Raw genomic sequence first — 14,182 nt, 5'->3', positions numbered from 1 at the left:
CACCTGCGCGGACACGCGTGGCCGACCCCGGCCGCGCCGGTCGCCGTCGGCACCCGAGCCCGGAAAGCGAGACTCGGCTGGTCCGCATGCTGAGAAGTTCCCGCGCTCCCCTTGGCGTGCCGCGCGGTGCGCTGCCATGCTCGCTCCCGTGAGCACCTCGACCCGTCCCGCCAGCGCGCCGTCCGGCGCGCTCCCGGGCGCGGTCATGTGCGTCTGTTGTCAGGCCTGAACCCTCTCCCGCACCTCGGTTCAGCCCTCGACCCCTGCCGACCCGCCGGTTCCCCGGCGACGCCGTCGGCCCGACGCACCCGGAGCCACCCATGACGCTCACCGCTACCCGCCCCGCCCGCCGCACATCGACGCGCACCGCCGCACCCCGGGCCCTCGCCCCGCAGCGCCCCGCCGCGCCGCACGCCACGGTCGCGCCGGCCCGCCCGGCCGCACCGGACGCCGCGCCCCGCCGCAACCCCGGCTTCGTGCTCTACGTCGGCGTGGACGCGGCGCCGGGCGAGCAGCCGCAGGCGCAGCTCGTCGAGCTCGCCGAGGCCCTGGGCGAGCTCGCCCGCGACTGGTTGCCGAGCGCCGAGACGTACACCGCCCTCGCGCTCGCCGAGCCCACGACCGCGACGTCGTCGCCCGTGCAGGACATCGCGGCGTTCCGCGAGCGGCTCGCGACGCTGTCGCCCGTGCCGCGCGTCGTCATCGACCCCGCGGCCCGCACCGTCACGGTCGAGGGACGGTCCGCGCGCCTGACGCTCCGGGAGCTCGAGCTCCTCTCCTACCTCGCCCGCACGGCGCACCGCGTCGTGACCCGGGCCGAGCTGCTCGAGACCGTGTGGGCCGACCACGAGGTCGCCACGGGCAGCCGCACCATCGACGTCCACGTGCGCCGCCTGCGCGAGAAGCTCGGGCTGGAGCACGTCATCACCACGGTCCGCGGGCTCGGCTACCGGTTCGACCCGCAGACCCCCGTCGTCCTCGGCGGCACGGGGGACGCCGCCTGAGGACCAGCGCTGCCGGGCCGCGGTCGACGTGGGGGTACGTGGGGGACCGCGCGCCCGGCAGCGCAACCCCGCCCGTCGTCACGCCGACAGGGCGACCACGGTCACCACGCTCGCCGGGCGCGGACGCCCGCACGGCGATACGTTCGGCCCATGCGCACAGTCATCGCGGGAGGTCACGGCCAGGTCGGCCGTCGCCTGGCCCGAACCCTGGTGGAGCGCGGAGACGACGTCGTCGCCTTCGTGCGGTCCGCCGCGCAGATCACGGACCTCACCGAGCTCGGCGCGCACGTCGCGCTCATCGACCTCGAGAAGGACGACGCCGTCGCGGTGTCGTTCGAGCTGGAGGGTGTGGACGCCGTCGTGTTCGCGGCCGGCGCCGGTCCCGGGAGCGGGGCACCGCGCAAGGACACGGTCGACCGCGCGGGAGCGGCCCTGCTCGCCGACGCCGCCGAGCGCGCGGGCGTCGGACGCTACGTCCTCCTCTCCTCCCGCGGCGTCGAGGCGGCGCGCGCCGACGAACGGCCCGACGACGTCGACGACGTGTTCTGGGCCTACCTGCGCGCCAAGGCGGCGGCCGAGGACGACCTGCGCGCGCGGACCGACCTCGCGTGGACCATCGTGCGCCCCGGGCACCTCACCGACGACCCGGGCGTCGGCCTCGTCGCGCTCGCACCCGTCGGGGACGGCGACAAGCCCCGCGGCAAGCGACGCAAGCCCGGAACCGCCGTGGGCGAGAGGTCGGACGTGACGCGCGACGACGTCGCGCTCGTGCTCGCCGCCGTCCTCCACGAACCGCAGTCGGCCGGTCTGGTGCTCGACCTCGTCGGAGGCGACCGGCCCGTCGAGGACGCGCTCGCGGACGTCCTGCCCTAGGCGGGCCGCCTCACCGCAGCCGCGTGGCCGTCCGGCGCGACGACGCCCCTCAGCCCTCGCCGCAGCGCGCACCGCGCTGCCAGAACAGCCCCAGCGGATCGCGGTCGGGCCGCACGAGGATGCTGGCGTTGCGCGCCGTGTAGTTCCAGCCCCGGTAGGAGACCTCGGCGTCGTGGTCGTACCAGACGCCTGCCTCCCACTCCGGGTAGCACGCGGGCGCCGCGGTGAAGTCGTCGACCGTGAGCTGTTCGGTCGACCGGCCCGCGTGGACGACGTAGGACGCCCCGGACCAGGGCGCCTCGCCCAGGCTCTCGGTGCGCCGCTCCCCGGCCGCGACGGTCCACTCGCCCTTGGCCTGGCCCGTGACGCGGAACGTCACCTGGACGTTCGAGCCGGAGTTGTCGAGCAGGACCGACACGGCGCGGTACGAGTGGCCGCGCGCCGCGTCGTAGTACGGGTCGCCGAGGACGAGGCTCGCCCTCGGCTGCTCGACGGCGCAGTCGACCGCGTCGAAGTGCTCCGAGAGCGTCTCGGTGAACGACACCCCGAGCACCGTGCGCGACAGCTCGAGCTCGACCTTCCCGGCCTTGACGGCGAGCGCGCCCGCCGCGACGTCACCGCTCGCGCTCGCCCCGGGGGCGACGTCGCCCAGGTCGCGGTCGCCGAACGGCGTGCGAGCGACGACGTGCATCGCCTCGGCCGAGTCGTTGCGCAGACCGACGGTGAGCACGACCCCACCCGTCCCGGCGGAGCACTGCGCGGACACGGTCGGGACGGCCGACCAGTCCGGCTCGTAGCGGTCGCCCTGGTACCTCTCCGTGAGGCGTGCGTCCGTGAAGGTCGTGCCGAGCACGGTGCGCGACTGGCGGAAGGTCACGGAGCCGGGCTTCACGTCGAGCGCGCGCGTGTCCACGGTGAACGTCGCGGTCGCACCGGGCGCGACCTGCTGCGCGGTCCCCGCGTCGCCGTGGTCCGCGGCCGACATGACCACGTCGACCGTCTCGGGCGAGTCGTTGGTCAGCGTGCCGACGAGCTTGACCGAGCCGTCCTGCCAGCGCGCGTCGACCGTCGCGGACCGGGCCCACTCGGGGCTGTACTCGAGGGCGCGGTACCGGGCCTCGACCGTCTCCCGGTCCGGACCCGACGGCGCCGCGCGCTCGACCGTGAACGTCGCCGTGCCGGCGGGGACGGACAGCGCCCTCGCGTCCACGGTGAAGGTCGCCACGGCTCCCGGCGCGACCTCGACCGGCGGGGCGTCGCCGTGCGGCGTCGACATCCCGACACGGAGCGCGGTCGCGGCGTACGGGTTGTGGAACGTGCCGGTCACGACGGACGTGCCGACGCCCGTCCCGGGAGCCACCACCCAGGACGTCTCCGCATCGGCCGCGCGATCGACACTCTTCCAGTCGAAGCAGTCGACGGGATCGACACCATGGCTCGCGAGCGGCGAGCCGTCGGCGAGCACCGCGAGCGGCAGCGGCTCCCGGCCCACGCCTCCGGGCACGTCGACGGTCACGGCCGCGCCGCCGTCGACGGTCCGGGTCAGGTCCTTGCGCCCCTCGACCGAGAAGACGACCGGGACGGTCGAGCGCGTGTTGTCGTACCGCAGCGAGACGGTCGCGGAGGACAGCTCGGTCCTCGGGTCGAGCACGCACTTCCCGACGACCGGCGAGCCGACGGCGGGCGCGTGCCGGACCGCGTCGTACGAGGCGGTCACGGAGTGCGACCGCCCGGAACCGTCGAGCCGCGTCGCGTGGAAGACGACCTCACCGGCCGCGACGTCGCGCGATCCCGTGTCGAGCGAGACCGCCACGCTCTCGCCCGGGGCGACGTCCACGGCCTTGGTCGCACCGAGCTCGTCGCCGTCCATGGTCACGCGAAGCGCCGTCGTCGCGTGGCCGTTGCGGAACTCACCCTGCACGACGACCGACCGGGTCTCCGCGGACCAGCGCGTCGTCGCGCTGCCCGTCACCGACCACCGGAAGCAGTCGACGGCGCCCACCGCACGTGCGCCCAGATCGCGGCCGTCGGCGCGGACCGTGTAGGCGGCGGCCTGCGCCCCGGCGCGCGGCAGGTCCACGACCTGCGTGGCCCCGCCCGCGACCGTCGCCGTCAGGTCCGGGCGGCCGTCGACGGAGAACGCGACCGGAAGGGTCGACGCCGAGTTGTCGTAGGTCAGGCTCACGGGCGCGGACGACGTGTCCGTCGCGGGGTCGAACACGCACTGCCCGACCGACGGCGCCGGAACGGCGGGCGCGATCGCTTGCGGCGCGAGCGTGAGAGCGAGGTCGCTCGCGGGCCGGGCGGGAACCGGGTCGCCGGCGAGGAGCCGTTCCTGGGTGAGGACGATCATGCTCTCGGGGACGGCGGCCGCGTTCACGTCGACCGTCAGCCCGGCCTTCTCGTCCACGCTCGTGCGCCCCGGCACCTCGGCGTCCGACCAGGCAGGGGTGCCCGGGACGACGACGCCGACCGTGACCGGGGCCCCGGTCGTGTTCACGACGTCCGCGACGTACCGCACCTCCCCGCCGACGTTCTCCGCACGGACGCGGACGTCCTCGGCGCCGAGCCACGCGAGCGGCACGGCAGCGCTCATCGTCCGCTCCGCGGTGACGCCCGCGCTCGCGCTGCCGGCGCGCACCTGCACGGGGAACGAGGCGGCCTCCACACGGATCGACCCGTCCGCCTCCTGCCGCGCGGACGGCACGTAGCTCCCGTCCGCCCTGAGCTCGAGGTCGAGGCTCACCTCGGGGCCCGCTCCCGCACCGCGCGTGGGTTCCGGCAGGGGGACGTCGCGCTCGCACGTCAGCGAGCGGGACCAGTCCTGGGTGGTGCACGTCCACGCGTCGCTCGCCGGGCGGACGGACAAGCCCTCCGGCAACCGCGGAACCGTGAAGCTCACGCCCCGGGCAGCCCGGTCGCCCGTGTTGGTCGCCGTCAGCGTGAGCGGCGTGACCCCCGGGTTCGCCGGTACCGAGACACGCTCCTCGTCCAGCCGGACCTCCGTGCCGACGTACTCGAGCGGCGGCGGCTTCAGGCTGGTCCTGACCGTCGGTAGCCCGTCCGCCGTCACGCGCGCGGGGAACTCGTAGGCGCCACCGCCCCGGGCCGTGACCGTGACGACCAGGTCCCGGACCTCTCCGGGCGCGAGCGCGCCGATGGCGCACGTGAGCGTGCCGTCGACGGCCGTCGACCCGCAGGGCAGCGCCGCCGTCCGGAGCGCCGGCACGACCGAGGTACCCCGGGGGACGAGGGCCGAGCTGACGGTCTCGACGCCCGGTGGTAGGTCGACCTCGACGGCGACGTTCTGCGCCGCGCGTCCTCCGGAGTTCGAGACCGTCATGCGGACGTCGGCGGGCTGTCGGGCGACGAGGACGACGTCCGCCCCGAGCGCGAGGTCCAGGGCCGCCGGGGCGGGCTCGGGGGTTCCCGGGTCCGTCGGCCCGGGCGTCCCGGTCCCCGGGTCGGTGGGCGTCGGCGTGCCGGTGCCCGGGTCGGTGGGACCGCCCGGCGTCGACCCGACGGGCGTGGTGCCGTCCGTGGGCGACCCGCCGCCGGTCCCGGTCGTGTCTCCCGTCCCGGCGGCGGTCTCGTCGGTCGGGGCGGGCGGGATGTTCGTGGGCGACGTCGGGTCGGTGGTCGGGTCCGGCGTCGTCGTGGTCCCCGTGGACGGCGTCGGGGACTCGGACGGCGACGGTGAGGTCTGCGCGGTCGGGGTGGGCGCGGGGTCCGGCGAGAACGCCCCGAGGGCACCCGCGACGCCGAGCCCGGCGACCGCCAGCACGCCGACCGTGACGGCTGCCGCCGCGAGCGGCGCCGACGTGACGAGGGCGACGAGGCCGCCGGCACCGGCCGCGGCGAGCGCGCCGCCGCCGGCCGCCGCACCGCCGGCCGCGGCCGCTGCGCCGCCGACGGACGCCGCGCCGGCCCCGACAGCACCGCCGGAACCACCCGCCGCGCCCGCGGCAGCTCCCGCGCCGCCCACGGCACCGGTCCCGGCCGTGCTCGTCCCGGCAGCACCGGCGCCCGCACCCCCGCCGGCCCCGGCACCGCCGGAGCCACCCGCCGCACCGGACCCGCCCGCCGATCCTCCTCCGCTCGACGAACCCTGGAGGGCGGCGCCGACACCGCCGGCGACGGCCGCGCCGCCGAACGTCGGGAGGGCCGTCCCGACGAGGCCGAGCGCGGCGACACCGAGGACCAGCGGGGCGATGACGGCGCGCATGCCGTGCGACACGTCGCCCAGCTCGAGCACGAGCGCGCGACACTCGCCGCAGCCCTCGAGGTGGGACTCCACGCGCGCCGTCTCGCGCTTGGCGAGCCCGCCGCGCACGTACGAGCCGAGGAGCGCGTTGACCGTGCGGCACTCCTCGGCGGGGACGGACGTCAGGTGCTGCTGGAGGTACGCCTGGCGCAGCCCCTCGCGCGCCCGGTAGGCGAGCGCGGAGACGCCGTTCGCGGTGAGACCGAGGATGGGCGCGATGTCCGCCGGCGAGAGGTTCTCGACCTCCGTGTACCAGAGCACGGCGCGCCACCGCTCGGGGAGGTCCTGGTAGGCGCGCGTCACCGTCGAGCGCTCGAACCCTTCGAGCGTCGGGTCCTCCGTGGACGCCATGGGTCCGAACGCGGACTCGAACGTGCGCTCGTCGTCGGTCGGCTGGGTGCGTCGGGCGCCGTTGACGAGGTCGTAGGAGAGGCGCCGGACGACCGTGAAGAGATAGGCGCGGAAGGTGACGTCGGGCCCGCCTCCGCCCTGGAGCACGGACAGCGTGCGGGCGAACGCGTCGGAGACGACGTCGTCGGCGTCGGCCGTGGACCGGACGTACTGCCGCGCGACCGTGCGGGCCGCGGCGGCGTGGCGCTCGTACAGCGCGCCGTAGGCGCTCGTGTCGCCCTCGCGCACGGCCGTGATGAGCTCGGCGTCGCTGAACGCCTCGCTCCACACCCGTTCCTGCGCCTGCGTCATGTCACCCGCCCCGGAGACCGCCCCGCTCCGAGGCGTACAGCGGCCATAGTAGACGTCCGTCCAACTTCAGGGCAGAGGGCTTCCGACGACGGAACGGTAACGGCCGGAGTCGTCCCCGTTCGCCCGATTTCACCCCGGACTCTGCGTCCCGGAAACTTCCTCGTCGATCCGCGTCATGGATCGCCCGCTCGCCCGTCTCATCTACATGGACCACCTCCACGGGTACACCGTGCCCGCTCGCGACGCCGTGCGCGAGCGCTGGCGTCGCGCGAGCGCCGAGAGCGTCTGGCTGCGACCGGGCGACTGGTACCACCCTGCCGTCGACGCCATCGTCGAGGCGCTGTGCGAGGAGCGGGACGGGACACCGGCCGCCGAGCGGCTCGGCCGCGTGCGGGCCGAGGCGGGCGTCGGGATCGGCGAGGCCATCGACGACGTGGTGTGCCTGTACCGGGCGCACGACCGCGAGCCCGGGACCGAGCTGCTCCGCGCGGTCGCGGTCGGGTGGTCCGACGGCTACGAGGCGACTCCCGTGACGCCCGAGGTCATGGACCCCGAGTCCGGTCTCGCGACCTCCCAGTACCTGGTCCATCGGCTCCGGGAGACGTACGGCGTCGCACAGCGCGCGGGGGTCGACGCCGCGGCGTCGCACGGTCTGCTCGTCGTGGACGTCGCGCTCGACCACCTGACCGGGTGGCAGCGCTTCGCCCGGTCGGCGGCGATGGGCCGCGCGCTCACGCACACCTTCGGTGACGGCCATCCCATGGCCTCCCTCGGCAACGGGCTCTTCGTCGTGCTCGGGGAACGCGGCGCCGACGACGACACGCTGCGCACCGTGCTCCGCCACAACATCGAGCGCACGGGCCTCGCGCTGGGGGTCACGGCGATCCTGCGCCGACCGCCGCGCGTCTGGCTCGAACCGCTCCCCCGCACCCACTCGGCCGCCGTCCAGCTCCTCGACGCGCTCCAGCGCTGACCGCCCACGACGACGCCCCGGCCACGCGGGCGAGCGCGTGGTCCGGGGCGTGTCGTGTCGTGGGCGCCTGCGGTCGGTGTCAGCGCGGGGTGAAGGTGAGGCAGTCGGCCTTGTCCTCGCCGGACGCACCGGCGCCCACGCGGATCGACGGGGCCGAGCACTCGAGCGAGGAGTTGTGGATGCACTCGGTGCGCTGGCAGGCCCCGACGTGCGCGAGCACCTTCTCGAGGCCGCCCTTGGTCCCGAGCGGGATGAAGGTCGCGCACTCGGCGTCTCCCGTGTGACCGGCGATCGTCACGGCGCCGGCGTGGCACCCGTGGTCGTGGTTGTACCCGCAGCCGTCGATGGAACACTCGACGACCTGGGGCATCTCCGTGAGGCTGCTCATCGCGATCTCCTGTTCTCCGAGGACCCTTGGGGGCCGGGCTTCCGTGTCCACGGTATTCCCGGAATTCCGCGATGTATAGCAAGGAAGGCCTTGCTAAGAAATGCAGGAATGGCACGGTATTAGCGCACGACATTCTTGCGGAAATGCGTGACCAGGAACGATGCCCGGCCCGGGCGGAGCTGCCCGGGTCAGGACCCGGCGTCGTCGGCCCGGGGTCGCCAGATGACGAGCGCGCGCGCCTCGCCGTGCTCGACGAGCGTCTCGCGCAGCGCCTCCTCGACCCCGCGGCGCACGCTGCGCCCGCGCGGCACGACGACGACGTCCCCGCTCGCCGCGGCCGCGAACACCCGGCCGCCCGGCTCGACGCGCGCGGAGAGCGCCTCGATGCGGCGCTCCAGCCGCTCCACCTGCGACTCGAGCGCGAGGATGCGCTGGATGCCCGCGAGGTTGATGCCCTCGTCGTGGCTGAGCCGCTGCACCTCGAGCAGCTTCGCGACGTCGCGCAGCGAGTAGCGCCGCCCCCGGCCCGCGGTGCGGCGCGGCACCACGAGACCGAGGCGGTCGTACTGACGCAGCGTCTGCGGGTGCATGCCCGCGAGCGCCGCCGCCTGGGAGATGACGAGGACGGGCGCGTCCTGGTCGACGTCGCTCCCCCGGCCCGGGCCGGCACCCTCCGCGGTCATCGTCGAGGACCTCCTCACGCCGCTGCTCAGACGGCCGCGTCGCGCACGAGGTCGGCGCGCACGTCCTGGCCGTCCGTCTCGGCGGCGAACGTCTCGACCGCCTCGCGCGCGGCCTTCGAGAGCTTCTGCGGCACCGCGACCTGGACCGTGACGAGCAGGTCGCCGGTCGCCTTCGCGGTCTTCACGCCCCGGCCCTTGACCCGCAGCGTGCGCCCCGAGGGGGTCCCGGCCGGCACCTTGACCTTGACGGTCGAGCCGTCGAGCGTCGGCACGCTGATGGTCGCCCCGAGCGCGGCCTCGGCGAACGTCACGGGGACGGTCGCGCGGAGGTTCGTGCCGTCGAGGGAGAACACGGGGTGCGGGGTGACGTGCACGGTGACGACGAGGTCGCCGTCGGGACCGCCGGCCATGCCCGGGCGGCCCTTGCCGCGGAGCCGGATCTTCTGGCCGTCGCGCACGCCCGGGGGGATGCGGGTGGTGACGTTGCGGCCGTCGACCGTGAACGTCACGGTCGAGCCCTCGACCGCCTGACGGAACGGGAGGGTCGTGGCCGCGGCGACGTCCGCACCGGCCCGCGGGCGGGGGCCGCCGCCGAACTGCTGCGCGCCCGCCCCGCCGAACATCGAGCCGAGGATGTCCTCGAAACCGCCGCCCTGGCCACCGGTCGAGTACCGGACCCGGGTGCCGCCCGGGCCGCCGCCGCCGAACATGCCGCCGAACACGTCCTCGAAGCCCGCGCCCCCGGCGCCGCCGGGACCCGCGGAGAAGCGGGCGCCGCCGCCGGCCATCGCCCGGATCGCGTCGTACTGCTCGCGCTCCTTGGCGTCCGACAGCACGGCGTACGCCTCGCCGATCTCCTTGAACTTGGCCTCGGCGCCCGCGTCACCCTGGTTCTGGTCGGGGTGGTACTTGCGCGCGAGCTTGCGGTAGGCCTTCTTGATCGTGGCGTCGTCGGCGTCCTTGGGGACGCCGAGCGCGGCGTAGAAGTCCTTCTCCATCCAGTCCTGTCCGGTCACGGCGCCTCCCTCCTGTCGGTGGTCGTGGTCCTGGTCCTTCGCGTCATGGCTGCTGTCGATCTGCTGCTGCTGGTGATCCTCGCGTGCCCGACGGCGGAGCGCACCTCCGCGCGGGAGGTGGGCCCGCGCCGTCGGGCACGAGGGCGAGGTGGCTACTGGGGGCCGACGACCGAGACGCGCGCGGCGCGCACGACCCTGTCCCCGATCCGGTAGCCCGGCTCGATGACGAGGTTCACCGTGGTGGCGGCGGCCTCGGGGTCGGGCTGGTGCATGAGCGCCTCGTGGACGGTGGGGTCGAACTCGTCCCCGACCGCGCCGTAGCGCTCGATCCCGAACTTCTCGAGCGATCCGTCGAGCTTGTCGGAGATGGCCGCGAACGGCCCCGTCAGCTCGCCGTGCTGCCGCGCGCGGTCGATGTCGTCGAGCACCGGGAGGAGCGCGGTGAGCACGTCCTCGATCCCCTTCGTGCGCGCGGCCTCCTGGTCGCGCAGCGACCGGTTGCGGTAGTTCGTGAAGCTCGCCCGCTCACGCTGGAGCGCGTCGAGGTGCTCGGCGGCCTCGGCCTTCGCGGCCAGGACCGCCGCGTCGACCTCGGCCTCGTCGGACGGCTCGAAGTCGAGGCCGGCGAGCGGGTCCGACTCCGTGCTCTCACCCGCCGGGCCACCGGCCGAGCCGGCGTCCGCGCCCTCGCGCGGGCGGCCGGTCTCCGGGTCGACCTTGCGCTTGTCGGTGAAGTGGAACGGCTTGTCCTCGGGGCCCTGGCCGGGCTCGCGCCCGGCCTGCTCCTCGGGGCCCCGGTCCTCGGGGGACGTCACTTCTTGTCGTCCTCGTCGTCCACGATCTCGGCGTCGACGACGTCCTCGTCCGGAGCGGACGTCGCACCCGCAGCGGCGGTGGCGTCGTCCTGCGCGGCGCCGGGGTTGCCGGCGGCCTGCTCCTGCTCGGCCGAGGCGTAGAGCGCCTGGCCGATCTTCTGCGAGGACGCGACGAGCTTCTCGTGCGCGGTCTTCACGGCGTCGGCGTCCTCGCCCTCGAGCGCGGACTTGACCGACGCGATGTCGGCCTCGACCTCGGTGACGACGTCGGCGGGGAGCTTCTCCTTGTTCTCGGAGACGAGCTTCTCGGTCGAGTACACGAACGCCTCGGCCTGGTTGCGGGTCTCCGCCTCCTCGCGACGCTTCTTGTCCTCGGCCGCGTGCTCCTCGGCCTCCTTGACCATGCGGTCGATGTCCTCCTTGGGCAGCGCCGAGCCGCCCGTGATGGTCATCTTCTGCTCCTTGCCGGTGCCGCGGTCCTTGGCGCCGACGTGGACGATGCCGTTCGCGTCGATGTCGAACGTGACCTCGATCTGCGGCACGCCGCGCGGGGCCGGCGCGATGCCGGTGAGCTCGAACGTGCCGAGCGGCTTGTTGTCGCGCGCGAACTCGCGCTCGCCCTGGAACACCTGGATGAGCACCGACGGCTGGTTGTCCTCGGCCGTCGAGAAGATCTCGCTGCGCTTGGTCGGGATGGCCGTGTTGCGCTCGATGAGCTTGGTCATCACGCCACCCTTGGTCTCGATGCCGAGGGACAGCGGGGTCACGTCGATGAGCAGGACGTCCTTGCGGTCACCGGAGATGACGCCGGCCTGCAGGGCCGCGCCGACGGCGACGACCTCGTCCGGGTTGACGCCCTTGTTGGGCTCCTTGCCGCCCGTGAGCTCCTTGACGACGTCGGTCACGGCCGGCATGCGGGTGGAGCCACCCACGAGCACGACGTGGTCGATGTCGGAGACGGAGACGCCCGCGTCGGAGATGACCTTGTGGAACGGGGCCTTCGTCCGGTCGAGCAGGTCCTGCGTCATCTGCTGGAACTGGGCGCGCGTGAGCTTCTCGTCCAGGTGGATGGGGCCGTTCTCGCTCATCGAGAGGTACTGCATCGAGATGGTGGTGCTCGTCGCGGACGAGAGCTCCTTCTTCGCCTGCTCGGCGGCCTCGCGCAGACGCTGGAGCGCGATCTTGTCCTTCGACAGGTCGACGCCCGAGCTGTTCTTCACCTGCTTGATGAGGTGCTCGACGATGCGCTGGTCCCAGTCGTCGCCGCCGAGTCGGTTGTCGCCCGAGGTCGCGCGGACCTGGATCGTGGAGAAGTCGTCCTCGTCCTTGCCGACCTCGAGGAGCGAGACGTCGAACGTGCCGCCACCCAGGTCGAAGACGAGGATGAGCTCGTCCTCCTTGCCCTTCTCCAGGCCGTACGCGAGCGCGGCCGCGGTGGGCTCGTTGACGATGCGCGTCACGTTGAGGCCCGCGATCTGCCCGGCGTCCTTGGTCGCCTGGCGCTCGGCGTCGTTGAAGTACGCCGGGACGGTGACGACCGCGTCCGTGACGGGCTCGCCCAGGTACTCCTCGGCGTCGCGCTTGAGCTTGCCCAGGATGCGCGCGGAGATCTCCTGCGCGGTGTACTTCTTGTCGTCGATCTCCACCGACCAGTCGGTGCCCATGTGGCGCTTCACCGAGCTGATGGTGCGGTCGACGTTCGTGACCGCCTGACGCTTGGCGACCTCGCCGACGAGGACCTCGCCGGTCTTGGAGAAGGCGACCACCGACGGCGTCGTGCGCGACCCCTCGGCGTTCGCGATGACGGTGGGCTCTCCGCCCTCGAGGACGGCGACCACCGAGTTGGTGGTGCCGAGGTCGATCCCGACTGCTCGTGCCATGTGTGCTGCCTCCGTTGTGGATGGGGTGCCCGACGGCGCACGCGCGCCCGGCACACCGGGTTGAGTCTGCTTCACTCAAGGTAGGCACGCGGTGCGCTCGCGCGCAAGCCCGCTCGCCAGAACTTGAGTCCATATGGCTCAACCTTCACCCTGGGCGAGCTATTCCCGGCCGGAGGCGGCTGCCCGTGACCGGGCCCGCTGGCGCTCGCGGTGGAGCGTGTACCCCTCCCGCCAGTCCGCGGCCAGAGCCATCTCGCGGCGGCGGACCTCGTCGACCGACAGCTCGACGGGGAAGCCCCAGGTGTCCGCGAGCACGAACAGGTCGTCCCCCGTGACGGTCGCGCCCCGGAGCTTCTCGAGCTCCCGGAGACCGCGGTGCACCGTGCGACGAAAACGCGACTCCTCCTCACGGAGGACCGTGCTCAGCTCCTCGCGCTGCTCGACCAGGCCCGGGTACGTGTCGCCGTACGCCTCGGCCACGACGGCGACGAGGTCGTCGACGAACCGCTCCTCCAGCCCGAGCCGGAGGGCGTGCACCACGGCCCGGCGGACGAGCCGCCTCAGGACGTACCCGTGCGCCTTGTTGCCCGGGCGCACCCCGTCGGCGGCGAGGAACGTCGCGGCCCGGACGTGGTCGGCGACCACGCGGAACGGGCGCGGGTCGTCCTCGTACGGACGACCGCTGAGCGTCTCGAGCCGGTCTACCAGGGGGCGCAGGAGGCTCACGTCGAACACGTCGGGGGTCGCCAGGGCGGCCGCGGCGATGCGCTCGAGCCCGCCCCCGAAGTCGATGCTCGGCTCGTCGAGGGGGACGAACCCCTCGCTCGTGCGGCGGTAGCGCATGAACACCTGGTTGCCGATCTCGACGAACCGTCCGCCCTCGCTCGCGGGATGGGGCTCACCGGTCGACGGGTCATGGTGCTCGGGGCCGAGGTCGTAGAAGACCTCCGAGTCCGGCCCGCAGGGGTCGCCGACGGGCGTGCCGTCCAGGCCGCCTCCCCGGCTCCACCAGTTCTCCTCGGCGTCGTAGAGGAACACGCGACCGCCGCGCATCCCGTCACGGTCGCCGTCGGCACGGGACCCCACGTCCACGAGCGGTGCCGCGATCCCGTGCTCCGCGAGCACCGCGACCCAGGCTCGTGCCGCCTCGTCGTCACGAGGGATCCCGTGCTCGGGCGACCCACGGAAGCACGTGACGTACAGTCGCTCGAGGTCGACGCCGACGTGCGCGAGGAACTCGACGAACCACCGGACCTGCTGCTCCACGTCGGCGGACCCCAGGCTCCAGTTGCCCAGCATCTCGAAGAAGGTCGTGTGCCGCCGGTCCCCGACCTCGTCGATGTCCTGGGCTCGCACGCACGGCTGCGAGTCGACCAGGAGGGGCCCGGCGTCGTGCCCCCGGACGCCCAGCAGGTAGGGCATCAGCGGCTGCATCCCGGCACCCGTGAACAGCGTCGTCGGATCCTCGCGCAGCACCAGGGGCGCTCGCTCGATCACGGCGTGCCCTCGTGCGGCGAAGAACTCGAGGTAGGCCGAGCGGATCTCCTGGGCGTTCATCTCATCGACCCTAGGGACGGCGCCCGC

10 protein-coding genes are annotated in these 14,182 nt (G+C 74.0%); 3 read left to right on the top strand and 7 right to left on the bottom strand.

Translation table 11 applies throughout. The features are described 5' to 3' along the window. Nucleotides 1–320 precede the first annotated feature (320 nt). Both CCE02nite_RS07370 and CCE02nite_RS07365 read left to right on the top strand, forming a co-directional pair. Entirely contained in the window at nucleotides 321–1,004 is a 684-nt protein-coding gene (locus tag CCE02nite_RS07370) for a winged helix-turn-helix domain-containing protein (RefSeq protein WP_141389020.1), read from the top strand. 150 nt (nucleotides 1,005–1,154) lie between these two features. After that, nucleotides 1,155–1,877: an SDR family oxidoreductase gene (locus CCE02nite_RS07365; protein ID WP_141389019.1), complete on the top strand. Its 723-nt coding sequence runs from the start codon at nucleotides 1,155–1,157 to the stop codon at nucleotides 1,875–1,877. A gap of 49 nt (nucleotides 1,878–1,926) precedes the next feature. Here CCE02nite_RS07365 and CCE02nite_RS07360 read toward each other — a convergent pair whose 3' ends face one another. After that, nucleotides 1,927–6,843, bottom strand: a complete 4,917-nt coding sequence (locus CCE02nite_RS07360; protein ID WP_141389018.1) for a sigma-70 family RNA polymerase sigma factor — start codon at nucleotides 6,841–6,843, stop codon at nucleotides 1,927–1,929. 175 nt (nucleotides 6,844–7,018) lie between these two features. On the opposite strand from CCE02nite_RS07360, the gene CCE02nite_RS07355 reads away from it, so the two are divergent. Beyond that, nucleotides 7,019–7,816 (top strand): hypothetical protein, encoded by a 798-nt coding sequence (locus tag CCE02nite_RS07355; protein ID WP_255318703.1) that lies wholly within the window; start codon nucleotides 7,019–7,021, stop codon nucleotides 7,814–7,816. Between the two features lie 79 nt (nucleotides 7,817–7,895). Here the strand turns inward: CCE02nite_RS07355 and CCE02nite_RS07350 are convergent, their stop codons facing one another. From CCE02nite_RS07350 to CCE02nite_RS07325, 6 genes are all read right to left on the bottom strand, one after another. Beyond that, a complete protein-coding gene (locus tag CCE02nite_RS07350; RefSeq protein ID WP_141389017.1) occupies nucleotides 7,896–8,204 on the bottom strand; it encodes a DUF1540 domain-containing protein in 309 nt (102 codons plus the stop codon). A gap of 188 nt (nucleotides 8,205–8,392) precedes the next feature. Further along, complete coding sequence (locus tag CCE02nite_RS07345; RefSeq protein WP_141389016.1) at nucleotides 8,393–8,887, bottom strand: heat shock protein transcriptional repressor HspR; 495 nt, start codon at nucleotides 8,885–8,887, stop codon at nucleotides 8,393–8,395. Between the two features lie 26 nt (nucleotides 8,888–8,913). Next, the gene (locus tag CCE02nite_RS07340) at nucleotides 8,914–9,903 is read right to left on the bottom strand and encodes a DnaJ C-terminal domain-containing protein (RefSeq protein WP_141389015.1); all 990 of its coding nucleotides are present in this window, start codon (nucleotides 9,901–9,903) and stop codon (nucleotides 8,914–8,916) included. Between the two features lie 152 nt (nucleotides 9,904–10,055). Beyond that, a complete protein-coding gene (gene grpE, locus CCE02nite_RS07335; protein ID WP_141389014.1) occupies nucleotides 10,056–10,718 on the bottom strand; it encodes a nucleotide exchange factor GrpE in 663 nt (220 codons plus the stop codon). Then, nucleotides 10,715–12,598 carry a molecular chaperone DnaK gene (dnaK, locus tag CCE02nite_RS07330; RefSeq protein ID WP_047234439.1) on the bottom strand — a complete coding sequence of 628 codons (1,884 nt, stop codon included), beginning with the start codon at nucleotides 12,596–12,598 and terminating at the stop codon, nucleotides 10,715–10,717. Before dnaK ends, grpE begins: the two co-directional genes overlap by 4 nt. Nucleotides 12,599–12,757: 159 nt before the next feature. Beyond that, entirely contained in the window at nucleotides 12,758–14,155 is a 1,398-nt protein-coding gene (locus CCE02nite_RS07325; protein ID WP_141389013.1) for an alanine--tRNA ligase-related protein, read from the bottom strand. Nucleotides 14,156–14,182: the final 27 nt, after the last annotated feature.

Source organism: Cellulosimicrobium cellulans (genome assembly GCF_006539945.1).
Taxonomy (GTDB): Bacteria; Actinomycetota; Actinomycetes; order Actinomycetales; family Cellulomonadaceae; genus Cellulosimicrobium; species Cellulosimicrobium cellulans.
This window is presented reverse-complemented; position numbering and strand designations above follow the sequence as displayed.